Below are 21,108 nucleotides of genomic sequence, written 5' to 3'. Positions count from 1 at the left end.
GTAGTCTGCGTGTCATAAAACCGCCGCATCAACGGTTACGAGTTTTATTGTGTTTAATGGTATTTGTGACCCAACTTACCTATAGGGAGTAGTGCCAATGGCGGCTATTGAACGACTGAAGCCCACTGATGTGCGCGTGCTGTGGAGCCCCGCCATGGCCAACTATTTTTTTGGTGACTACCACCCCATGCATCCCAGCAGGCTCGATGCCACAGCGTCCCTCGCTAAAGACCTGGGGATTTTTGACCTGCCTCAGGTTCAACTCGAAAAGCCAGAAATCGCCACCGTTCAACAGCTGATGCTGGCACACGACTACCCCTATATTGACGCCGTGCAGAAGATTAGCGCTGACCCATCGCTGGTTATCGCTAGCTGCGGTTTGGGCACCGAAGACACCCCGGGCTACGAGGGGGTCCACGAGGCTAGCGCTCGACTAGCGGGCGGAACCTTTCAGGCGGCTCAAGCGATCTTGGATGGCAAGGTTAAGCACGCGGTTAATTTTGGCGGGGGTATGCACCACGCCTCCCGGGACCACGCCAGTGGCTTCTGCATCTACAACGACTGTGCAGTGGGTGTTAGCCACCTGTTGGAGCAGGGTGTTTCACGCGTGGTCTATATTGATGTGGACGCCCACCACGGCGATGGCACACAGAGTATTTTTTGGGACGACCCACGCGTCATGACCATCTCCATTCACGAAACGGGGATGTCCCTCTTCCCCGGCACCGGTTTTTCCAACGAGGTTGGCCCAGAGGGTGAAGCCGCTGGAACGGCGGTGAATATTGCTATGCCTCCTACCACCACTGATTCGGGGTGGCTGCGCGCTTTCAATGCTGTGGTTCCCAGCCTCTTGCGGGAGTTCCAACCAGAAGTGATCTTGAGTCAGCACGGTTGCGATACTCATATGAATGATGAGATGTCCCACATGAGTATTAGTATCAACGCTCAGCAGGAAATTGCGGCTCAGATTTCCTTGCTGGCTGATGAGCTTTGCGAGGGCCGCTGGATTGCTACCGGCGGGGGTGGCTACTCGGTTTACGATGCTGTACCTCGTTCGTGGACCCACCTGATGGCGGTTGCCGCCGGGCAACCTCTGGATGTCTATCAGCCCACCCCTGCGTCCTGGCAGAAGTACATGCTTGAAACCTACGGAACCAAAGTTCCGGCTGCTATGGGTGATCCCGTTGATTTATGGTGGCGTTCATGGGAGATAGGCTTTGACCCGGGCGACGATACCGATCGCACCATCATGGCGACCCGCAAAGAAGTTTTCCCGCTGTGGGGCCTCGATCCCTGGTATGACTAGTCATCCTGTATATAACCCGTCGGATATTTTCACCAAAAAACTTAGTGCTGACTGAGTATTGGGTATTAACCTGAAATATAGCAGCGACAATATGCGAGCAGGGCTATATATGTGTATATGATGATGGGCATGAAGGACGATCTTTTTGCTGTCATTGCTGACCCCACACGGCGCCATATTTTAGAATCTTTAGCCATCGAGAGACTCGCTGTTGGTGAGTTGGTTGAGGAATTAGGCGTCAGCCAACCTACCGTGTCAAAACACCTCAAAGTTCTGCGCACTGCTGGGCTGGTGGAGACTGAAGCTGTTGGGCAAAAGCGTTTTTATTCTTTGGTGCCTCAGCCCCTAGAGCGGGTTACCGACTGGGTAACATCTTTACTGCCGTCGCCATCTGATGCACAGTACGACGTGCAGCACCCCCCGCTATCTGCGCTATCTGCTGAGGCGCGGCCAGTAGAGCCAGAAGTTAGCCTAAGCAAGCCTGCCGCATCGGTTAAAGAGAAGGACAAGCCGGAAAACTCGGTGGAACCCCAGCTGACCGAGCAGCCTGTGGAACAGGTCGAAGTTGAGGAACCTACTGAAACTACCGAACTTGCTGAAGTGCTTGAATCTGTAGAAACTGATTTACCTGAAGCAGCAGACCCCGAGGCCTCGCGTGCTCAGGAGCCGCAGCCTTCTTCCCCTGCGATTACCTTCACCCCCTTCACTCCTTTTACCCCCTCTGCAACCGTAGCCGCTCAACCCACCTCACCTTCGGCGGCAGAAACACAGATGGCTTCTGCCGCTTCTGAAGATCCACAAGAAACTCTTTCGGTGGATACCCCGGAGGTCACAGCCCCCGCTGAAATCGAAGACCAAGAAGTAGCTCAGAGTGAAGAACACACCCAGCCTCTCTACGCTGAGGATAAGCTAGCCGTGCCTCAAGATGACACCGATGAACGTGGGCTCTTTGCAAAATTAGCGCGTCTGCGCCGCCGTTCGCGCTAAATACTTCCCCCTCACTCAACCTCAGCAGAGAAATAACCCCGAAACATGTCTAAACATCAGAAGTTACTCGACTGGATCGAGAGCGAACTGATTTCACGTACCCTCCACCTTGGGGATCAACTCCCCGATGATAGGGAGCTAGCTCGCGTTACCGGTCTTAGCCAACATCAGATCCGTGAGAGCCTCAAGCACTGCGAAGAGATTGGTCTGCTGCGCCTATACATGGGTAAACGCAAAACCATCCTGAGCGAATTACTGCGGGAACCAGCAGTCTCAGCAGGGCCGGCTATCGGTCTTTCTCTAGCTAGCTCTGCTTCACCCCAGCGGGATCTCTTTCAGACCTGTCTGCTGCTGGAGTCACATGCTGTCTCAACAACTCCTGCCCATCAGGCGGCCTACCCTGAGCTAGAGAGAATCCTGCAAAAGATGTCAGACCCGGCGACCAGCCTGAGCGATTTTCACGATCTTGAGGCAGATTTTCATATTCAACTCGGTCAGCTTTCTGGCAATACCCTTATCTCAGCTTTACTGGCTACGATGAGGGACTCCATGATTGAAGCGAGGTTTGACCTGGTATCACAGGTGCCGTTGTGGAGTGCCACGGCAACGCGTCTGCGTATGGAGTACCGCGCAATTCTTGATGCCGTGAAATCCGAAGACCCGGCTCTGGCCCGCACCCTGCTCATCGCTAACCTTAAAGAACGATTTGCTGAAGCCCAGGTACCCTTCGATCTTGAAGCACCAGCCCCTGAGGAACCAACTCTGAGCAGTAACCTGGTGCCGGTCGATATTGAAGATCAAGACTTAGTTCCTGAGCAGTGGGGTGGCCCCATTACCCCCGGGCTCTTTGATGCTTTGCAGAACATTCAGCCTAGAGAAGCTGACCGCGATAGGCAGCAGACCCTGCCCGAGCCCAACGAGGAAAAACCGGAGGGCTCCCCGGACGCTCAGGGGGTGCTGGAAGCTCGTCAGGAACCTGAACCTAGAGCAGATTCTGTATCTGAGCCCCAGGCTGCATTGACTTCGTCAGTCCCAGAACCTCTGGAGGACCCTGCTCCGCAGCCACCTACCGTGTTGCGGGCTGTTCCCACGGGGAGTGCAACGCGCCGCCGCAAGGGGACAGTGAGCCCGGTAGTTCACGCAACTATCATCACACCTCCTGTCCGCCAACCTCTTGCTACCCCCGAAGAAGGAAGTCGCCAAGATGAGGGGCAGGCAGGGGCAAGCGCTCCCACTTCTCGCGTGCTAGCTGATCAGCAAGATGAGCTGAACCGCATTGAACGTGCCCAGTCAATGGCGAAAGCCCGGCTGGCTGCTGCCGCTCAAAAACGGCAGGAAGCACGTGAGCGTGCAGAGGCCCAGGCGGCTGAACGCGCGGCAGAAGAAAAAAGGTTGGCTAAACAGGAGGCCGAGCGTCAAGCTCAACAGCGGGCTGAACTGGAGAGGGAAGCGCTGTCTCAGGAGCTTGAAGCTAAACTGCGTGCCGAAGAGCTAAGGCTGGCTGCCCTGGCTGCACATCCCCAAGAGACAGAGAATCAGCAGGAAACAACCCAGGAAGAAGTGGATTCAGGGGAACAGAATCAAGCTCAAGAATCTGAACCCAAGGATCGGCCCCACCCCGAGGCCCCTACTTCGGGCAGAAAGCGTTTTGCGGTCAGGGAATACTTTGGTTTTCTTTCCGCAGAACGCCGAAAACCACAGCCTTCAGATGAGGCCCCAGCCCTCGATGCTGGCCAGACTGACGGTCTCACCGTCCCAGAAGGGTATGAAGCTCTAGAGGAAGATCCTGCTAGCTCACCCCAGCATGCGGAGGAAATAGCGTCTGCATCAGAGCCCGGTAGGGACGCTGCTGAATCTGAGCTGGCAGCGACAGCAACCCAGCCCCACGGGGGAGCAAACCGGCACCCGGTGAAGAAAAAGAGGCAAAAGAGCCGTAAACGCTAGCTCTGGGTAGGCAGTGATTTTAGCCTCCCAAAACGAGAAAATGCTCTCATTCCCAGGTGAACAATGCGCGAAATGTAGGCATACCCTGTACTCTTGACTGAAGAGCGTTTTTTCACGCGCTAGGGTTATTTATGCCCAAAATAGCGTGTATTGGAGCGTTTATACCGGTATAACGCCCGGATAGCTACCGAAAGGCTTGCCGTGCGCGAGCATTGTTCGGCCGGGTATCGACCACTATTTAATAAGTGAGGTGAATCCGATGGGTTCAGTTATCAAGAAGCGCCGCAAGCGTATGTCTAAGAAGAAGCACCGTAAACTTCTTCGCAAGACTCGCCACCAGCGTCGCAACAAGAAGTAAATTCTTCACCGCGAGCCCCGCACAGTTTGTGCGGGGCTCGTGCTGTATAAGCCCCTAGCGCTACAGTGGTTCTATGGCTACTCCCACGATTGAACTGTTAACCAAGCCCGGCTGCCACCTCTGCGAAGCTGCGCGGCAGACTACAGGTGAAGTTGCCGCCCGCTTCGGGCTGAGTTTTACCGAAACTAATATCGAAAATGACCCCCAGCTTTTTGAACGGCATAAGAACGAAATCCCGGTCTTGTTAGTTGATGGGGAAGTCAAAGATTTTTGGCAGGTTAATGCTCGCCGCCTGGCTAAGCTACTGGAAAAGAAACTGGCAGCCTGAAATCTGCTGGAGACGGGAGTAATTACGAGGGCGTCACCGCTGGCACCGGCGCTCTATCTTTGAGACACTGGTTTGATGACTACCTCAGAAAAAGCACCGGTTACCGTTCATCTCATGCGCCACGGTGAAGTTCACAACCCCCAGCGCATTGTCTACGGTAGGCTGCCGGGTTACCACCTGTCAGAGGCTGGGCAGAAAATGGTGCGACTCTCAGCAGAAGAGTTTAAGCGCCGTGCTGATGCCGGTGCAAATATTGTGCATCTGGTCTGCTCTCCTCTGACTCGCACTCAGGAGTCAGCTGCCCCTATTGAGGAGCTGCTGGGCTTGACCGCGGTGCACGATGAGCGCGTTATTGAGGCAGATAATTATTTTGAGGGATTGCACGTCACCAAGGACGAACTGCTAAAGCACCCTGCCCACTGGCCGCACCTGCTCAACCCCCTGCGCCCATCCTGGGGTGAGCCTTACCGCCAGCAGATCACCCGTATGGCCGAGGCGATTAAGGATGCAGCTCGTACCGCTTATGAGAAGGGTGGGGCTGGTGCTGAAGCGATTATTGTGTCCCACCAGCTACCCATTTGGATGGCACGTACCTCTGTTGAGGGTGGGCTGCTGCCCCATGATCCCCGCAAGCGTCAGACTAACCTGGCCTCTATTACCTCTCTGCACTTTGACGATATTTTCAGCCCCGGTACACCGAGTCTGACCTACACTGAGCCTGCTGCCGAGCTGTACTCAGGTGTCATTCAGCTACCCGGGTCATAATAGAGTTTTGGCTAAATCTACCGTCTGGTTTTACTGAAGAGAGCACCGCACCATGCCTTCACCAATCTCACCGCGTTTCAGCCGTAAACAGGCACTCAGCCTGGGTCTTTTGGGCGGCGCAGCTCTGCTGACCGCTTGCTCATCTGACGAAGATTCACTGGCAGCCCAGGCTAACGCCGGAGATTCTAAAGGCTATATTGCCGGAGACGGCAGCGTGACGGAGTACGCTGAGGCAGAGCGCGGCGAGCCGGTTGAATTCGAAAATGAGCTCTTTGACGGTAGCACCCTCAGTGCGGCAAGTCTGCGTGGCAAGCCCGTGATGCTGAACTTCTGGTATGCAGGTTGCGCACCCTGCCGTAGTGAGGCCCCTGATCTCAACTCCCTGCACCAGACTTTTGGCGATAAGATCACCTTCCTGGGTGCCAATGTACGCGATGAAAAGGGCACGGCTGAAGCCTTTGAAAAGAACTTCGGAGTTGAATACCCCTCTTACCGCGACCTCAACGGCAAGGTGCTTCTGGGGTTGAGCAAGTATGTGCCCGCTCAGGCCGTACCAACCACCGTAGTTTTGGACGCCCAGGGCAGGGTGGCCGCGCGAATCCTGGGTCAGATTGACCCCTCAATTCTGCGCACCATTCTTGAAGAGCAGGCGAATGCCTAACTTCGGGGAAATCGTTTTAGACGGCTCGCTCTGGTTGGCGCTGCCCATTGCGTCGCTAGCCGGGCTAGTCTCTTTCGCTTCCCCCTGCGTCCTGCCACTGGTGCCCGGCTACCTGGGGTACGTTAGCGGTCTCTCCGGTGCTGAGATGAGCCCGCGAGCCCGTACAGCCCGCACCGTGACCGGTATCGGGCTTTTCGTACTGGGGTTCTCCTTTATTTTTGTGCTGATGTCAGTGGTGCTGGCGCAGTTGGGGGCCGCCCCCTGGCTGCGGGGGCAGACCTGGGTGAACCTGGTTCTTGGTTTACTGGTCATTCTCATGGGTCTGGTCTTCATGGGCCGCTTCAATTTCTTTCAGCGCGACCGAAAGATTGAGAGAAAACCACCTGCCGGGCTCTGGGGAGCGCCCATTCTAGGTATTACCTTTGGGCTGGGCTGGGCCCCCTGCATTGGCCCCACCTTTGCTGCCGTGCAAACTCTTGTCTACACCGGTGGGTCTGATAACACCAAGGCCATTGCGCTCACGCTAGCCTACTGCTTGGGCCTAGGAGTGCCCTTCCTGTTGGTTGCGCTGGCTGTCAGTAGGGGAGTGAATACCCTGGGCTGGTTGCGCAAGCACAAACTAACGCTGCAGCGCTTAGGTGGTCTCATGCTGATCTTCATTGGCATTCTCATCGCAACCGGGGCCTGGACTAGCATGATGTCCTGGTTTCAGGCCACGATGCCGGTCTACCAACTACCGATTTAAACTTCACACTTCACACACGCTCCAAGGAAACCATGGCTGATACTAAAGACGCTGCAGCGCTCGGGCCTCTCGAAATGCTCCGCTGGGCATGGACCCAGCTGACCAAGATGAACACCGCGCTCTTCTTGCTCTTGCTGCTCGCTGTTGCAGCTGTTCCCGGCTCCATCTTCCCGCAGCGTATTCAAGACCCCGCCAAGGTCAACGACTACATCGAGGCGCACCCTACCTGGGGGCCAATTGCTGACTTTCTGCAGCTCTTTGATGTGTTCTCTTCCGTGTGGTTCGCCTCCATTTACCTCCTCCTTTTCATATCGCTGATTGGCTGTGTGCTACCCCGAGCGGCAAAACACTACCGCTCCATGAAAACACCCCCTGCCAGAACTCCCAAGAACTTTGGCAGACTTCCTCAGCACCGAACCCTGACGATCCCTGCAGGCGCTGGAGATCTAGATGCGAACAGGGCTATCGACGACGCTGCGGCGGTGCTCAAGAAGCGTGGCTACCGCGTAGAAACCCGTGAAGATGCTCCCGGTGTCTTGAGCGTGGGTGCTGAACGCGGTTACCTGCGGGAGTTCGGTAACATCCTCTTCCACGTAGCCATGATTGGTGTGCTGGTGGCGTTCGGGGCGGGTTCGCTGTTTGGTTACAGTGGGCAGAAAGTAGTGGTTGAAGGCGAGACCTTCGTTAACTCCCTTATTAGCTATGACTCCTTCGATCCTGGTACCAACTACAACCCCGACTGGCTCAACCCATATTCAGCAACTCTAGATAGCTTTGAGGTTGCCTACGACCGACAGGAGGGGTCACCCACCTACGGGGACGACATTGGCTACACTGCTGAAATGACCTTGACGGACAGCAAAGGCGAAACTAGCACTGAAACCCTGAAGGTGAATGAGCCTATCTATATTGAGGGCACCAGTATTTACCTCTTGGGCAACGGGTATGCCCCCATTGTGCGCGTGACTAACGACGATGGCAGCATCGCCTATGAGGGGCCCGTTGTGGGGTTGACCTCTGGCATGAGCTATCTTTCCTCCATTGTGCTCAAGGTGCCGGATGCCCACCCCGGCCAGCTGGGTTTTGTGGGAATGTTCCTGCCTACCGGTGAAACCGAGTACGGTGCACCCACCTCTATCGACTCAGATCTCTATAACCCCATGCTGGTACTCCAGTCGTATACCGGCGACCTGGGGCTTGATGATGGCGTCCCTCAGAACGTTTATGTACTGGATGTTGACAGCCTAGAAGACCTCAACACCATGGCTAAGGGCAACGGTATTGTGCTCGATGGCTCCAGACCATCAGTACAACTGCCTGAAGGTCACGGCACCATCGAAATGCTGGGCGTCAAACGGTACGCCGGCCTTGAAATTCGCTCAGACCCCGGTCGCCCCATTGCGCTGGTTTCCTTTATCCTGCTCTTCATCGGTCTTATTATCTCCCTCTTCGTGGCACGTCGTCGTGTCTGGGTGCGCGCTTCCAGCAGCGGCGAAGGCGCAGACCGCGTGCTCACCGTTGAATACGCCCTGCTCGCTCGCGGTGAAGACCCGCGACTTGCGGACGAAGCCGACCGCTTGACCGACCTCTTTGCATCCGCTTGGGGGCTAGAATTTGATGAAGCATAAACTAAACCACCCTGCTCACAGCGCACCGACGTCCAACGCCTGCCTTCCCAACGAAATGAGTGACTATGCCTGAAATTAGCGAAAACCTTGCCCAATGGAGCGAGCTTTTCATGTACCTCGCCGCCGTTACCTACATGGTGGCGTTTATCGCCTTCGCCTGGGACATCGCCTCTAACTCCCGCACCACCCAGCGCCTTGAAGAGGCACAGGTGAGGGGACGTGAACTGGTGGGCGCAGGTGCGCTTTCAGGCTCCGCAAAGTCTGCTCGTATTAGCGGTATCGAGCAGGGGACCGGCGAACGAGGAATGAGCTATAAGCGCTCAGCAGCCAAGAAAATCGAGGCCCACGTAGCCGATGCAGATATGCGCTACACCGGTGCCCGCCGTGCCGCTGCCCGCGCCGCTGTGGTGATTCTGGCGCTGGGTGCTGCTATTCACTGTGCGGGTGTGCTAAGCCGTGCCCTGGCCGCTAACCGCGTGCCCTGGGGCAATATGTACGAGTTCTGCACCACCGGTGCTTTCCTCGTAGTTACAGTCTTCTTGATCTCTCTGATTTTCCGCGACCTGCGCTTTGTGGGCGTGCTGGTCTCTGGCCTGGCGCTAACCATGATGACCGCAGCAACCATCGGCTTCCCAACGCCCGTGGGTCAACTCAAGCCCGCGCTGCAGTCCTACTGGCTGGTGATCCACGTATCGATTGCGGTGCTGGCATCAGCAATCTTTACCATTACTTTCGCTATGGCAATCCTGCAGCTGGTGCAGACCTCACGCGAACGTCAGATTATTGCTGACCAAAGCACCAAGCTCACCCGCCTGGGTTTTATGCGACTGATTCCCTCATCTACCGCCCTGGAAAATTTCTCATTCCGCCTCAACGCCGTTGGGTTCGTGATGTGGACCTTCACCCTGGCCGCCGGTGCTATTTGGGCTGAAAAGGCTTGGGGACGCTACTGGGGCTGGGACACCAAGGAAGTATGGACCTTCATCATCTGGGTGGTCTACGCAGCCTACCTGCACGCCCGCGCCACCCGCGGCTGGTCCGGCCCTCCCTCAGCCTGGCTGTCCATCGTGGGTTACCTCTGCATTATTTTCAACTTCACCGTGGTGAACGTTTACTTCTCTGGCCTGCACTCCTACTCAGGTCTATAGGCCCTAGCGCTTGCTAGAACAGAAAAATACCCGCTGACCTTTGGGGAGGTCAGCGGGTATTTTTCTCGGTCTGAGATTGGCTTAGGCATCCGGGGCGGACGCCTGGCGGCTACTGCGGTAGGTTGCCCAAGAGGCCTTGGCTTCAAGCGTCAGGATGATGAGAACAAAGAGGCCAAGCGGCACCCGCCACCAGACACTTCCATCACCAGCAGTAAGAGCTGAATAAAACCAATAGATACCTGCAGCCACCATGAAGAAGGCATAGAGCATTAAGCGGTAGGGCTTAACGCTGCTTTGTTCTGCCAGGCTACGAGCGTAGGTGACGGGGTGGCCGAACTCTTCATCAAAGGTCGTGCCGGTTTCCCTGCTATGCGCTAGGACCAGGGCAACTTCGTCTCGGACGCGGGCGCCCGTCATGTCATTGCGTTTATTCAGCTCTGTTCTAAACGTTCTAAGCCAGGCATGCTGGTCAGAGGGGTCGTAGTTGGTTTCCTCACGGCGATGAGCAGGCTCAGGCACCAGCTTGTAGAAAAGAACAATGAGGGCAAGCATTCCCAGAGCAACAACTAGGTGCCACCAGATAGGAACTGGTCTGCTGAGGTGCTGGGCCTGTTCGAGCGCAAATGCTAGAGAAAAAGAGAGCCCCACAGTGGTTGCACCGCCTGCAGCTATAGCCCAGGCAAAGCCACGGCGGGGTAGCACCTGTGCATAGACGTAATAGATAAGACCCAGCATAAGGCCTATACCCAGACTGAAAATCACCATGTTTGAGCTGGTTGTTTCGTGGCTTAGTAGACAGTACAGCCAGAAGAGTACGGATGTCTTTGCAGCGCCGAAGAAGGATAGGAGGCAACACCACCACCAGTTCATGGGTTCGTTCGGCTCGAAGGCCTGAGTGCCTTTCTGCCGCCAGCTAGCGGTTTTCTTAAAGACCCATTCTGAGGGGTCGCCGAAAAGCTGGTGGGCACTCTCGCCAGTGTCAGCGATAGCGCGGATGCAGCCATTGATAGCACTTTCGGCACGTGAGGGGCGAACATTCTCTTTGAGGAACATGCCAAAGGCAACCTGAACCCAGTCCAGGTCTTCTGGGCGGTTGCTGACTTCTGCCAGGTTCTGACTGATGCGGTCAAAGGGTCTCTCTGTCATTGCTGTATCCCCTCGGTGAGATGGGCTGGTTGTCCTAGCGCCAATGCCAGAGCAGAGAGGCTGGCGCGTTCTTGAGCCAGTTTGGCGCGTCCCTTGGGCGTGATGCTATATTCACGGCGGGCTGGGCCTCCGCTGCCTTCAATCCATCCAGCGGTGACGGCGCCGGCGTCCTCTAGTTTTGAGAGCGCCGGGTAGAGTGAACCGCCTTTGAGCCTGCCAAAGCCCAATTCTTCAAGACGGGCGGCGATGCCGTAGCCGTGCAGATTACCGGTTTCAAGGCAGGTTAGGACGCCGGTGGGCAAGAGTGCCCGGAGCAGGGCGGGTGGGTGGGTGCTAGCTGTCATAGGTATCTCCCTTCCTACCTAAGTACAACATGTACCTAGGTAAGTTTTCAAGCAAATGTAAAGAGTATCCACAGACCAGATGGAGCATCACCCCTTGCCTGGCAGCATCTCCAGGCTGCCATCGCCCCATGGGGGCAGAAAAATACCCGCCTTGCACAGCAGGCACCCACGAGAGGGGTGCTTTCAATACAAAGCGGGTACTCTCAAACAGAGAAACTAGGGGCGCTCGCCGGGCTGGCTGCCACTATCTGGCTGCTCACCGTCGCCCTTGCCCTGAGTCTCGTCATCGTCACCGCGGTCTGTTGCGCGGTTCTGGCGCTCGCGGTCCTCGCGTTCACGCTTGGCGCGAGCCTCAAGAAAGCGAAGGTACTCGGGGTCATCGTCCGGAGCGACCGGGGGCCTTTCAACCGGTGCACCAAAAGACCCAAACTTATCTTTGCGGGGCCGCCCCAGCCAGAACCAGAGCGCCGATCCCACCAGCGGGAACAAAATAGTGACCGCTACCCAGAAGCCCTTGGGCAGGGTACGCACCTTTTGGCTCTCCGCCTGCGCAGCGTCAAGAATTGCATAAATCCAGATAGCTAGTAGCAGGGCGCCACCGGCAATAATTAATATAGCTCTACCCATACCTACCAGTGTGACACGAGAGCAAAGTCTAGGGCGCCTTTGTGCGCTCACAGCGTTGCCGACAGTGCCCCGGGTACGTCAGCTAGAATGGAACAGTGAATTTTCTGAAGTACACCCTCATCCGTCTTGCCCTAGTTACTGCGGCTTTCTTTGTAGCCTACTATTTCGGTGCAGGGCTTTACCTATCGATTCTTGGTGGCGCGGTCATCGGCTTCGCCGTCAGCTATCTGGCTTTCCCCAAACTCCATCTGGCAGCTGCTAAGGACTTCAATGGCTGGTTCAAGCGACGCCCAGCCAAGAATAAGGTTGAGGAGGAAAACCAGGCCTTTGAGGATGAGCTAGATGAAGGAACCCGCAAACAACAGGGCCTAGATTTCTAAGACCTGGGCACTTGCCCAAGGCGCACAGAGCTGTGCGCCAACCTCAGAAAAGGTGCACCTGACCGGTGCACCTTTTCTGTTGTTGAGTGAGGTTTTAGTAACCGGTGAAGACTGAAATTTGCTCGGTGAATACATCGAGCGGCGCCAGCGCCACAGCTAGGGCAGCAAGCAAGCTGTAAGCAAGTGCTACAAAGCCTGCCTGCTTCAAGATGGGGATTAGGGCAAGGCCGCGGGCGCCGGACAGAACCGTCATTGAGGAATGCAGTACCGGGCCAATCAAGATAAAGACCAGGGCGAACCAGGGGTTGTTGGGCACTAGCACCACGGTGAGACCCAGCCCCAGCATCATCTCAGCCGCGTAGGTTCTGCGAGAGATGGTATCTCCCAGGCGGACGGCGAGGGTGCGCTTACCGGCGTCTATATCGGTGGGGATATCACGCACGTTATTAGCCATCAGCAACCCGCAAGAGAACAGGCCCATAGCAACTGCCAGCACAATGGATGTCAGGGTGAGCTGGGCCGTCTGGGTGAACATAGTACCCAGGGTGGCGACCAGACCGAAGTAGATGAAGACAAAAACATCGCCCAGACCCATATAGCCGTAAGGGTGTTTACCGCCGGTGTAACCCCAGGCAGCCAGAACTGCTGAAGCTCCGATTGCAAGGAACCACCACTGCTGAGAAAGATAGACCAGCCCCAGACCCGCCAGCATCGCTAGCCCAAAGCAGATAAAGGCAGCTATCTTGACCGAACGGGGGGAGGCTACACCGCTGCCGACCAGACGCAGTGGGCCGACCCGAACTTCGTCCGTGCCCTTGATGCCGTCTGAGTAGTCGTTGGCATAATTGACGCCCACCTGCAAGAAGAAGGCAACGAGGAAAGCGAGTAGAGCACGCCAATGGTGCAGTTCACCTACCTCGTAGGCAGCGGCTGACCCTGCGATGATGGGTGCAACGGCTAGGGGCAGGGTGCGAAGGCGTGCTCCTTCAACCCACTGTGCAACAGTTGCCACGTTATCTCGCTTTCATCGGTTACTGCCACGGGCACCCGTGGCAGACAAATACACACTATTGTCTCATTTTTGCCCCTGGACGCGCAGAATCGGCCGGGTAAGGCAGTTGGGGTCGCTCACTGCTGCCGGTGATACTGCTCAAGGTGAGAGGTGACGGTGGTTCGGTCTGGCTTGCCGGTGGAGAGCGTGGGGAAGTCGGTGTAGACCCGAGCGAGTTTAGGGACAGCGGCTCTGCCTAGCTTCTGGGTCACCAAATCAGAGAGCTGGGTGGCTAGCGGGCTGCCCGGGTCTAGAGGCCCAGGGATTTCTGTCTCGGGGTGACCGTGCCGCAGGGTTAGGCCCGCGGCTAGCACCTGCCCCCAGCGGGCGTCCGGCAGACCAACGACTAGCGCCTCGCGCACAGAGGGGTGGGTTTCAAGCAGGCGAGCCAGCACCCCGGCACTTATTTTAAGGCCTCCGGTGATGATGGTGTCATCAGCTCTTCCTAGCACCGTGAGTGAGCCTGTGAAGGTGCCGCGGTCATCAGTTTTGTACCAGCGGGTGCCATCGGGGCCCGTAAAGAAATGGGCAGCAGTGCGTTGCGGGTCATCGAGGTAACCGGGCGCTAGGGTGGGGCCGCCCAACCAGATACGGCCGCTACTAGAAGCGGCGTCCTCATCTGTTTCAGGTTCGATATGCACCTGGACGCCGGGTAGGGGCGCTCCCGAGTAGACGCAGCCCCCGGCTGTTTCTGCGCTGCCGTAAGTTGTCAATACCTTCACACCGAGGTGCTGGGCATGCTTGAGGAGGGCAGCGCTCGCCGGGGCGCCGCCTAGCAACAGGGCGTCAAAACTGCGCAGGGCATCCAGAATTTCACTGCTCATCTGGGGGTCGCTCTCCGCGGTTTCCAGCAGCTTATGCAGCTGGGTGGGCACTAGCGATGTCATACGGTGTTCGGCGGTCAGTGCGCTGGCACTGTTCACGAAGTCTTGCGCGTTAAAGGGGGCACCGTTACTGATGGACTTGGTAAGTACCGGGGTAGTGCCTGCTAAGGCTGACCGCGCTACAACCTGAGTGCCAGCGACGTAGCGTAGCGGCAGAGCTAGTAGCCATTGAGCGTGACTGGTGCCTGTAAAAGCCTCGGTGGCTCGTGCTGAAGCAGCAAGGGCGGCGGTGGTGAGGGCGGTTTGTTTGGGTGTTCCCGTTGAGCCGCTGGTCGTTACCACCAGTGCAAAATCATCCGGCCGGCTATCGAGTTGGCTGAAACTGGCAGTGAATTTTCCCAGTAGCGCGTTGGCATCCACGTGACCGCCCCCACCAACCACCGCTGTCTGCTCGGTGAAGCGTGCATCGGTGGAGTGCGGTGCTACGGCGGGGCTGAGCTGGGAGATAAGCATAGGGCTAGTTTACGCTGGCGCACTTTAGCCGCTTGGTGTGAACTGTTAGTGTTGTAGGCAACAGAAGGTACGCAGAGTAAAAGAGAGAAGGCTTCATGGACATGGCAACTGGCGGCGACCTCTTCCTTGTGCTGCTTTTTACCGGAATCTACGGGTTCCTGGTTCTGGGCGTCCTGGTGTTGGGCGTGGTAGTACTCATGGGTTTCCACAAAAAGAATAAGACCGAGATTCGGGTGATTCGTAAGCGCCTGGGCTTGGGCGAAAACGGTAAAGGCGGTGCAACATCATGATATTTACAGCTGTCAATAACCCGCTGGCTCCTAATGCTTTAGAAGCGAGCGTTACCATCATTGGTCTGCTGTACCTGGCGTTTATGCTCTTCCTGATGATTTTCGGCGTGGTGGTCATGCTGACCTGGCACCGCAAGAACAAGCTACGCATCATTGAGCTGGAGTTCGAGGAACGCGCTATTGACCAGCGCAGGGCGCAGAAGACTACAGAAATTTAGCAGTCGAGATAACTGCAAGAAAGCTCAGTAAATATGTATGGCCCGGTTTTCGATGCGAAAACCGGGCCATATTCATCCTTGGCTCAAGTCTCCCAGCCTCCTGGCCACCGGTAACGAGTTGTTTTGTTTTGGCGACTAATTATCGTTGAGCAATATCAACAAGTCAGGCTCACCAATTACCGCGATGCTTTGCCCTTCTTCAAGCAGCGATATAGCCTTTTTCTCTTTACTGTTTTCACCGAGTAAGGGTGGCATACTCTCACTCGCTCCAGCGCCAATTACTAAAACGGTGGTTTTCTTAGTCACTGATTTAGCAATGGAACCACCAGCGGTTTCAATAGCCGCCCAGCAATCTTCGCGTCGCATGGCCTCTAAAGCCCCGGTCAAGGTAAAAACCTCACCAGCTATGCCTTCAGGGGGCGCAGCAGTCTGAACCACAGATGGAAGATTGTTCTGTCGAACTTTCACCGGAACAGGAGCGCGGTGTGATCGTATCGGCCCCGAACTCGTTGGTCTACCCCAAGCCTGTTCAATAGTCTTCGAACCTGATATATCCATTAATTTGATGGCAACTTGCGCGGCAATAAGGGAGTCTTCGCCAGCTTCATGGTGGTGAACCTGCTCTAGATTGAAATGATCAGCAAGGTCATTCAAGCGATGAGTAACCAGCCCCTTCAAGGCGCCAGAAGATGTAAACCGGCGAGCAAGGCTGAGCGTGCAGAAAAAATCAGGTGCAAGTTCAGCAGAACCCGCAATGAGATTGGCATGGTTCCAAACGGAACGGTCAAAGCCAGAGTTATGAGCTACAACTGGGAAGTCGCCGATGAAATCCTTCATGCGCTCAATAGATTTTTCCCAAGAAATTCCCTTATCTTCAACCATCTTTGCAGTGATACCGTGAATGCTTACATTAATGGGGTGAAAGTCAGAAATTGATGCATGAGGCTTGATAAGCCATGAAACAGTCTCAACGACTTGTCCTGATTCGACCTTTGTTAGTCCCACAGCGCAGGCAGAAGCTCTGGAGGCATTAGCCGTCTCAAAGTCCACAGCCACAAAATTCAGACTTGGTGTAGGCATCATTGAGACCTCCTTTCACACTTAAAACAGTTACTAGAAGTAGTAGGGGTAGCTTTCCCAGTTGGGGTCGCGCTTCTGCAAGAAAGCGTCGCGGCCCTCTACCGCTTCGTCGGTCATGTATGCCATACGGGTTGCCTCGCCGGCAAAGACCTGCTGGCCCACCATGCCGTCATCCGGCAGGTTGAAAGCGAACTTGAGCATGCGGATAGCCTGAGGCGACTGGCGGGCAACATGCGCCGCGTATTCCAGGCCCTTGAGCTCCAGCTCCTCGTGGGGCACCACGTCGTTCACAGCACCCATCTCGTACATGCGCTGAGCATCATATTCCTTAGCCAGGAAGAAAATCTCGCGGGCAAATTTCTGCCCGGTCTGACGCGCCAGCAAAGCCGAGCCGTAACCGGCGTCAAAAGAACCCACGGTTGCATCGGTCTGCTTGAACTTGCCGTACTCCGCTGAAGCGATGGTCAGGTCAGCCACCACGTGCAGAGAGTGACCGCCACCGGCAGCCCAGCCCGATACCAGCGCCACAACAACCTTGGGCATGGTGCGGATCAGACGCTGCACTTCAAGAATATGCAGACGCCCAGCTTTAGCGGGGTCGATGCTGTCTGCGTTCTCGCCCTCTGCATAGCGGTAGCCATCGCGGCCGCGAATACGCTGGTCTCCACCGGAGCAGAAAGCCCAGCCGCCGTCCTTGGCGGAGGGGCCGTTGCCGGTCAGCAGCACGGTGCCCACGTTAGAGGTCATGCGGGCATGGTCCAGCACCCGGTAGAGCTCATCCACGGTGTGGGGGCGAAAGGCATTGCGCACCTCGGGGCGGTCAAAGGCAACGCGCACGGTAGGTAAATCGCGCACCACCGCACCTACCTCATCACGCTCAACCTGACGGTGGTAGGTGATGTCGGTGAGGTCTTCAAAACCTTCCACCAGGCGCCAGGAGTTGGGGTCAAAAATGTCAGATACTTTTTCGGGAAGAGCGTTAGTCATGCTCCCTAGTCTAGCTTTCAGAGCAGACAAAAGGACGCCGGTGGGCCAGCCGTTTTATTGGCCTGCCCACCGGTGTCCTGCCAGTTTGAACTCTTAGCTTAGCGAGTGAGTGCTACTGCGCGGTCGAATTCTTCGTTGATTTCAGCGGCCTCAACGGAGTTCGCCTTGTAGGTAATGAGCGAAACCACTACAGCGACCACCAGGTTGATGATGAAGCCGGGCACAATCTCGTACATGGTCGAGTGCAGTGCTTCGGTGTTGCCCCAGATGAAGACGGTTGACGACGCCGCGATGAGACCTGCGATAGCACCCCAGGCGGTGAGCTTGCGCCAGTAGAGCGAGAGTAGAACAAGCGGACCAAAGGCTGCGCCGAAGCCGGCCCAGGCGAAGGAGACCAGCTCAAGCACTGATGACTCGGGGTTCAGGGCCAGCAACGCTGCAACCAGTGAGACAGCGAGAACGCCAGCCTGGCCCAGGCGAAGGGACACCTTGTTGGAGAGAGTCTTGTGCGAAACCACCTTGTAGAGGTCCTCTGCCAGCGCTGATGAGCAGACGACCAGTTGTGAGGACAGGGTGGACATGATGGCTGCAAGAACTGCAGCGAGAACGAAGCCAGCAACCAGGGGATGCAGCAGAATCTGCGCTAGATCCAAGAACACTGATTCTGCTGAGGTGGTATCGGTGAGGGTGGCTTCGGGGTGGCGGGTGAAGTAAGCCAGACCGATGAGGCCAATAGACATAGCGCCAACCATGCTCAGGACCATCCAACTGATGCCGATACGGCGGGCAACGGGGGCGTCCTTGGGGGAGCGCAGTGCCATAAAGCGTACGATGATGTGCGGCTGCCCAAAGTAGCCCAAGCCCCAAGATGCCGCTGAGATAATACCGAGAGCGGTGGTTCCGGCAAAGAGTGACAGTGCCTGCGGGTTCTGGGTGGTAACGGTGGTGTAGAAATCGTCCCAGCTACCTACATAGAAGAAGGCCATGATGGGCATGGAGACAAGCGCGGCAAAAATGAGTAGACCCTGCACGGTGTCGGTGTAGGAGGCGCCCAGGAACCCGCCGAAGAGGGTGTAGAGCACGGTGATGCCGGTGACTAGGAGCATGCCGGTGAGGTAGTCGCCACCGAAGGAGGACTGGAAGAACTTGCCGCCAGCTACCATGCCGGACGAGGCGTAGAAGGTGAAGAAAACCAGAATGATAATGGCCGCAACGATGCGCAGGATGTGGGTTTTGTCGCGCAGGCGGTTGCCGAAAAAGGCGGGGACCGTGACTGAGTTGCGGGAAACCTCGGTGTAGGTACGCAGGCGGGGGGCTACGAGCTTCCAGTTGAGCCAGGCGCCAATGGTTAGACCGATAATGATCCAGGCTTCAGAGAGGCCCACCATGTACATAATGCCCGGGATGCCCATGAGTAGCCAGGCAGACATATCGGATGCGCCAGCTGAGAGCGCAGCGACGCCGGGTGTCAGCCCTCGGCCGCCGAGTACGTAGTCGTCGAGGTTGGTGTTTTTGCGGCTTGCCCAGAAGCCGATTGCGATCATGGCGGCAAAATAGATTGCGAGCGCGATGAGTTGGAAGGCTGTATCGCTCATGGGACTCCCTTGTAGATGGTGCGCAGGGTGTGGTCTCTGCTAGTGCACCAGATAAGTGTGTAGAGTTTCTAAAGTACATCATGTATTTTTTGTAACTCTTTATGCTCTCAATTAATGATATGTGGGTTAGCTTACACGCTTAGGGTTGCGGTGACACTAATGCGGTGTAAATGCAACCTTTCGAATGCCCTCCGCCTATCGTTCAGCTCTGCTTACCTTTTGGTGGGGTGGAGGTAACCGGAAGCATTCCTGTGTGCGTTGTGAGGTGGATAGCTGAGCGGTTAGTGCTCCAGACGATGTAAGCCCCGGAGGCGGCAATAAGGACAATGCCCGCATAAGCCCGCCAGGAGAGCACTTCGCCCAGTAGTACAGTGCCAGCAATAGCGCCAATAACAGGATCAATGGAGAAGAGCACTCCTATCACCGCGGCGCTGGTGAGCTGACCGGCGATATTATCTGCCGAGTAGGCAAGCGCTACCCCAAAAATCGCTGTGATCGCCAGGATCAGCCAGGCTTCTGCATCCAGTCGGCCCACCGCAGGGGCAGCAAGAGGGAGCTGCATCAGGGCTGATACCCCGAGTGCTAGGGCGGTGCCGCGCAACCCGGTTGTCGCTGGCGAGACCGTACCCATGCGTGCAGAGTAAAGGGTGTAGCCAGCCATGGACCCTGCTGAACCAAGCGCCCAGAGAAAACCGATGGGGGCAGCGTCCCCCGCCATGGTGGGTGCAGCAATCATGACGACCCCGGCTAACGCAAAGAGGGCGAAAAGCCCGTCCCTGAGCCTACGCACTCCAAGAAGGGTCACCAGAAAAGCCCCTAGGTACTCAAAGGTAACCGCTACGCCCAGCGGGATGAGGGCAATAGCGTTGTAAAAGCAGATGCTCATAAGGGTCAGTACCGCCCCGTAGACCACCACCTGCACCCAGTCCTTGCGGTTGAGTTTCAGCGGGTTGGGGCGCACTAAGAGCAGCAGGGTGGCGGCGGCCAGTAGCGCTCGCAGGGCAGCAACTTCGGTCGGTGTAAAAGCCCCGAAGAGGGAGGATGCCAGGGCAGCGGTGCACTGAATGCCCAGGGAACCCGCCATAATCAACAACAGTGCGGCGGTGCCCCTGCGGTGCTGGGGAATGCGGTCGGTCAGGCTCACGGTATACCCTTTCGGGCTGGATTAGTCGCTGGTCAGTGGGTCGGTCACGATCCAGGGCTGCTGGCGAATCATAGCTGGTGAGAATACCTCAAGCATCTGTTCCGCTGTTTCTGGCAGGTGGGTCTGACCCTTGTCATCGGTGACTGGGGGCAGGGGGATAGAGGCTGCAATCATGCGCATGATCTGGCGGGTGCTGACTCCCGCTTCCCGGAGATCCGCCAGCGTCACCGCCCCGTCGCGCTTAGCAAGGCGCGCACCACTGCTGTTAAGCGCCAGGGGGACGTGGGCGTAGAGAGGGGCATCTAAGCCCAGAAGATGCGACACATAAGCCTGACGCGGCGCGCTGGGCAGCAGGTCATCCCCGCGCACCACCTCGGTAACACCCTGAAAGGCATCATCGATGACGCAGGTGAGATTGTAGGCAAAAACCCCATCGCCCCGAACCAGCACGAAATCATCGACGGTATCGGTGTAGCACCCGGCAAAGCGGTCGGTGACCTCCCACAGTGAAGTCTCAGCTTTGAGCCGCAATGCCGCAGGCCGTTGAGCTCGACGTGCTTCACGCTCTGCCTCGGTGAGGTCGCGACAGGTGCCGGGGTAGGCTCCTGGAGCACCGTGCGGTGCCGTTGATGCTGCCTGAATCTCTTTACGGGTGCAGTAGCACTCATAGACCAGCCCAGCTTGGCGCAGCTGCTCCACGGCGTCCTCATAGGCCGCCAGGCGGCTGGACTGATAGAGTACGTCGCCATCCCAGTCCACCCCCAACTCTGCGAGGTCAGCCAGTTGCCGCTCGGCTGCCCCTTTTTTGACCCGGTCAAGATCGTCCACTCGCATCACAAAGCGCCCCTGCACACTGCGAGCCATGAGCCAGGCCAAGAGAGCTGTGCGCAGGTTGCCCAAGTGTAAATCACCCGAAGGGGAAGGCGCATAGCGGCCGCCATAGGGGTGTGATGCGGGTACTGATGATGGAGAATCTAACACGCTTCCCAGTGTAGTGGAGTGGTAAAAAACAGCTAACCCTGCAGCTCCCATCTGATGC

General features: G+C 56.7%; 23 protein-coding genes. 13 read left to right on the top strand and 10 right to left on the bottom strand.

Translation table 11 applies throughout. The features are described from left to right. The first annotated feature begins 97 nt into the window (after positions 1-97). The 10 genes from L6990_RS01940 to ccsB all read left to right on the top strand — a co-directional run bounded on the left by L6990_RS01940 (position 98) and on the right by ccsB (position 9,870). Positions 98-1,306 carry an acetoin utilization protein AcuC gene (locus L6990_RS01940; protein ID WP_440480471.1) on the top strand — a complete coding sequence of 403 codons (1,209 nt, stop codon included), beginning with the start codon at positions 98-100 and terminating at the stop codon, positions 1,304-1,306. Positions 1,307-1,435: 129 nt separating this feature from the next. After that, positions 1,436-2,293: an ArsR/SmtB family transcription factor gene (locus tag L6990_RS01935; protein ID WP_237202380.1), complete on the top strand. Its 858-nt coding sequence runs from the start codon at positions 1,436-1,438 to the stop codon at positions 2,291-2,293. A 45-nt stretch (positions 2,294-2,338) separates the two neighbouring features. Further along, a complete protein-coding gene (locus tag L6990_RS01930; RefSeq protein ID WP_237202379.1) occupies positions 2,339-4,237 on the top strand; it encodes a FadR/GntR family transcriptional regulator in 1,899 nt (632 codons plus the stop codon). A gap of 259 nt (positions 4,238-4,496) precedes the next feature. Next, the gene (locus L6990_RS01925; protein ID WP_005504750.1) at positions 4,497-4,595 is read left to right on the top strand and encodes a 30S ribosomal protein bS22; all 99 of its coding nucleotides are present in this window, start codon (positions 4,497-4,499) and stop codon (positions 4,593-4,595) included. Between the two features lie 73 nt (positions 4,596-4,668). After that, positions 4,669-4,923: a glutaredoxin family protein gene (locus tag L6990_RS01920; protein ID WP_237202378.1), complete on the top strand. Its 255-nt coding sequence runs from the start codon at positions 4,669-4,671 to the stop codon at positions 4,921-4,923. Between the two features lie 75 nt (positions 4,924-4,998). Then, positions 4,999-5,688 carry a histidine phosphatase family protein gene (locus tag L6990_RS01915; RefSeq protein ID WP_237202377.1) on the top strand — a complete coding sequence of 230 codons (690 nt, stop codon included), beginning with the start codon at positions 4,999-5,001 and terminating at the stop codon, positions 5,686-5,688. Between the two features lie 52 nt (positions 5,689-5,740). Next, positions 5,741-6,349, top strand: a complete 609-nt coding sequence (locus L6990_RS01910; RefSeq protein ID WP_237202376.1) for a TlpA family protein disulfide reductase — start codon at positions 5,741-5,743, stop codon at positions 6,347-6,349. Further along, positions 6,342-7,094, top strand: a complete 753-nt coding sequence (locus L6990_RS01905) for a cytochrome c biogenesis CcdA family protein (RefSeq protein ID WP_237202375.1) — start codon at positions 6,342-6,344, stop codon at positions 7,092-7,094. Before L6990_RS01910 ends, L6990_RS01905 begins: the two co-directional genes overlap by 8 nt. A 32-nt stretch (positions 7,095-7,126) precedes the next feature. Further along, a complete protein-coding gene (gene resB / locus L6990_RS01900; protein WP_237202374.1) occupies positions 7,127-8,722 on the top strand; it encodes a cytochrome c biogenesis protein ResB in 1,596 nt (531 codons plus the stop codon). Positions 8,723-8,787: 65 nt separating this feature from the next. Next, positions 8,788-9,870 (top strand): c-type cytochrome biogenesis protein CcsB, encoded by a 1,083-nt coding sequence (gene ccsB, locus L6990_RS01895; RefSeq protein WP_237202373.1) that lies wholly within the window; start codon positions 8,788-8,790, stop codon positions 9,868-9,870. Between the two features lie 81 nt (positions 9,871-9,951). Here the strand turns inward: ccsB and L6990_RS01890 are convergent, their stop codons facing one another. The 3 genes from L6990_RS01890 to L6990_RS01880 all read right to left on the bottom strand — a co-directional run bounded on the left by L6990_RS01890 (position 9,952) and on the right by L6990_RS01880 (position 11,987). Continuing rightward, positions 9,952-11,016, bottom strand: coding sequence for a hypothetical protein (locus tag L6990_RS01890; RefSeq protein ID WP_237202372.1), 1,065 nt, complete (start codon positions 11,014-11,016; stop codon positions 9,952-9,954). Continuing rightward, positions 11,013-11,360 (bottom strand): PadR family transcriptional regulator, encoded by a 348-nt coding sequence (locus tag L6990_RS01885; RefSeq protein WP_237202371.1) that lies wholly within the window; start codon positions 11,358-11,360, stop codon positions 11,013-11,015. Before L6990_RS01885 ends, L6990_RS01890 begins: the two co-directional genes overlap by 4 nt. 216 nt (positions 11,361-11,576) lie before the next feature. Further along, positions 11,577-11,987: a PLD nuclease N-terminal domain-containing protein gene (locus L6990_RS01880; protein WP_237202370.1), complete on the bottom strand. Its 411-nt coding sequence runs from the start codon at positions 11,985-11,987 to the stop codon at positions 11,577-11,579. A 95-nt stretch (positions 11,988-12,082) separates the two neighbouring features. Between L6990_RS01880 and L6990_RS01875 the strand changes: the two genes are divergently transcribed. Continuing rightward, positions 12,083-12,367 carry a DUF4229 domain-containing protein gene (locus tag L6990_RS01875; protein ID WP_237202369.1) on the top strand — a complete coding sequence of 95 codons (285 nt, stop codon included), beginning with the start codon at positions 12,083-12,085 and terminating at the stop codon, positions 12,365-12,367. 94 nt (positions 12,368-12,461) lie between these two features. Here the strand turns inward: L6990_RS01875 and L6990_RS01870 are convergent, their stop codons facing one another. Together L6990_RS01870 and L6990_RS01865 are read right to left on the bottom strand one after the other, a co-directional pair. Continuing rightward, entirely contained in the window at positions 12,462-13,379 is a 918-nt protein-coding gene (locus L6990_RS01870; protein ID WP_237202368.1) for a 1,4-dihydroxy-2-naphthoate polyprenyltransferase, read from the bottom strand. 116 nt (positions 13,380-13,495) lie between these two features. After that, positions 13,496-14,755 carry an AMP-binding protein gene (locus L6990_RS01865; RefSeq protein WP_237202367.1) on the bottom strand — a complete coding sequence of 420 codons (1,260 nt, stop codon included), beginning with the start codon at positions 14,753-14,755 and terminating at the stop codon, positions 13,496-13,498. A 95-nt stretch (positions 14,756-14,850) separates the two neighbouring features. Here L6990_RS01865 and L6990_RS01860 point away from each other — a divergent pair, with 95 nt between their 5' ends. Continuing rightward, positions 14,851-15,045 carry a hypothetical protein gene (locus L6990_RS01860; RefSeq protein WP_237202366.1) on the top strand — a complete coding sequence of 65 codons (195 nt, stop codon included), beginning with the start codon at positions 14,851-14,853 and terminating at the stop codon, positions 15,043-15,045. After that, positions 15,042-15,263: a hypothetical protein gene (locus L6990_RS01855; RefSeq protein ID WP_237202365.1), complete on the top strand. Its 222-nt coding sequence runs from the start codon at positions 15,042-15,044 to the stop codon at positions 15,261-15,263. Before L6990_RS01860 ends, L6990_RS01855 begins: the two co-directional genes overlap by 4 nt. A gap of 135 nt (positions 15,264-15,398) precedes the next feature. On the opposite strand, the gene L6990_RS01850 is transcribed toward L6990_RS01855, so the two are convergent. From L6990_RS01850 to gluQRS, 5 genes are all read right to left on the bottom strand, one after another. Continuing rightward, positions 15,399-16,346, bottom strand: a complete 948-nt coding sequence (locus tag L6990_RS01850; RefSeq protein WP_237202364.1) for an exonuclease domain-containing protein — start codon at positions 16,344-16,346, stop codon at positions 15,399-15,401. 30 nt (positions 16,347-16,376) lie between these two features. Beyond that, positions 16,377-17,330 carry a 1,4-dihydroxy-2-naphthoyl-CoA synthase gene (locus L6990_RS01845; RefSeq protein ID WP_237202363.1) on the bottom strand — a complete coding sequence of 318 codons (954 nt, stop codon included), beginning with the start codon at positions 17,328-17,330 and terminating at the stop codon, positions 16,377-16,379. Positions 17,331-17,428: 98 nt separating this feature from the next. After that, a complete protein-coding gene (putP, locus tag L6990_RS01840; protein ID WP_237202362.1) occupies positions 17,429-18,925 on the bottom strand; it encodes a sodium/proline symporter PutP in 1,497 nt (498 codons plus the stop codon). A 202-nt stretch (positions 18,926-19,127) separates the two neighbouring features. Beyond that, entirely contained in the window at positions 19,128-20,069 is a 942-nt protein-coding gene (locus L6990_RS01835) for an EamA family transporter (RefSeq protein WP_237202361.1), read from the bottom strand. 21 nt (positions 20,070-20,090) lie between these two features. Further along, positions 20,091-21,101 carry a tRNA glutamyl-Q(34) synthetase GluQRS gene (gene gluQRS, locus L6990_RS01830; protein ID WP_440480470.1) on the bottom strand — a complete coding sequence of 337 codons (1,011 nt, stop codon included), beginning with the start codon at positions 21,099-21,101 and terminating at the stop codon, positions 20,091-20,093. Positions 21,102-21,108: the final 7 nt, after the last annotated feature.

The organism is Rothia endophytica, assembly GCF_928381505.1.
Classification (GTDB): Bacteria; Actinomycetota; Actinomycetes; order Actinomycetales; family Micrococcaceae; genus Rothia; species Rothia endophytica_A.
Note: the sequence above shows the minus strand (reverse complement) of the source record. Positions and strands in the feature narration are given on the sequence as shown.

Bases quoted from the DNA above. Each gene is read 5' to 3' on its own strand.
- L6990_RS01940 (WP_440480471.1), top strand. From the start codon at position 98: ATGGCGGCTATTGAACGACTGAAGCCCACTGATGTGCGCGTGCTGTGG.
- L6990_RS01935 (WP_237202380.1), top strand. From the start codon at position 1,436: ATGAAGGACGATCTTTTTGCTGTCATTGCTGACCCCACACGGCGCCAT.
- L6990_RS01930 (WP_237202379.1), top strand. From the start codon at position 2,339: ATGTCTAAACATCAGAAGTTACTCGACTGGATCGAGAGCGAACTGATT.
- L6990_RS01925 (WP_005504750.1), top strand. From the start codon at position 4,497: ATGGGTTCAGTTATCAAGAAGCGCCGCAAGCGTATGTCTAAGAAGAAG.
- L6990_RS01920 (WP_237202378.1), top strand. From the start codon at position 4,669: ATGGCTACTCCCACGATTGAACTGTTAACCAAGCCCGGCTGCCACCTC.
- L6990_RS01915 (WP_237202377.1), top strand. From the start codon at position 4,999: ATGACTACCTCAGAAAAAGCACCGGTTACCGTTCATCTCATGCGCCAC.
- L6990_RS01910 (WP_237202376.1), top strand. From the start codon at position 5,741: ATGCCTTCACCAATCTCACCGCGTTTCAGCCGTAAACAGGCACTCAGC.
- L6990_RS01905 (WP_237202375.1), top strand. From the start codon at position 6,342: ATGCCTAACTTCGGGGAAATCGTTTTAGACGGCTCGCTCTGGTTGGCG.
- resB (WP_237202374.1), top strand. From the start codon at position 7,127: ATGGCTGATACTAAAGACGCTGCAGCGCTCGGGCCTCTCGAAATGCTC.
- ccsB (WP_237202373.1), top strand. From the start codon at position 8,788: ATGCCTGAAATTAGCGAAAACCTTGCCCAATGGAGCGAGCTTTTCATG.
- L6990_RS01890 (WP_237202372.1), bottom strand. From the start codon at position 11,016: ATGACAGAGAGACCCTTTGACCGCATCAGTCAGAACCTGGCAGAAGTC.
- L6990_RS01885 (WP_237202371.1), bottom strand. From the start codon at position 11,360: ATGACAGCTAGCACCCACCCACCCGCCCTGCTCCGGGCACTCTTGCCC.
- L6990_RS01880 (WP_237202370.1), bottom strand. From the start codon at position 11,987: ATGGGTAGAGCTATATTAATTATTGCCGGTGGCGCCCTGCTACTAGCT.
- L6990_RS01865 (WP_237202367.1), bottom strand. From the start codon at position 14,755: ATGCTTATCTCCCAGCTCAGCCCCGCCGTAGCACCGCACTCCACCGAT.
- L6990_RS01860 (WP_237202366.1), top strand. From the start codon at position 14,851: ATGGACATGGCAACTGGCGGCGACCTCTTCCTTGTGCTGCTTTTTACC.
- L6990_RS01855 (WP_237202365.1), top strand. From the start codon at position 15,042: ATGATATTTACAGCTGTCAATAACCCGCTGGCTCCTAATGCTTTAGAA.
- L6990_RS01850 (WP_237202364.1), bottom strand. From the start codon at position 16,346: ATGATGCCTACACCAAGTCTGAATTTTGTGGCTGTGGACTTTGAGACG.
- L6990_RS01845 (WP_237202363.1), bottom strand. From the start codon at position 17,330: ATGACTAACGCTCTTCCCGAAAAAGTATCTGACATTTTTGACCCCAAC.
- putP (WP_237202362.1), bottom strand. From the start codon at position 18,925: ATGAGCGATACAGCCTTCCAACTCATCGCGCTCGCAATCTATTTTGCC.
- gluQRS (WP_440480470.1), bottom strand. From the start codon at position 21,101: ATGGGAGCTGCAGGGTTAGCTGTTTTTTACCACTCCACTACACTGGGA.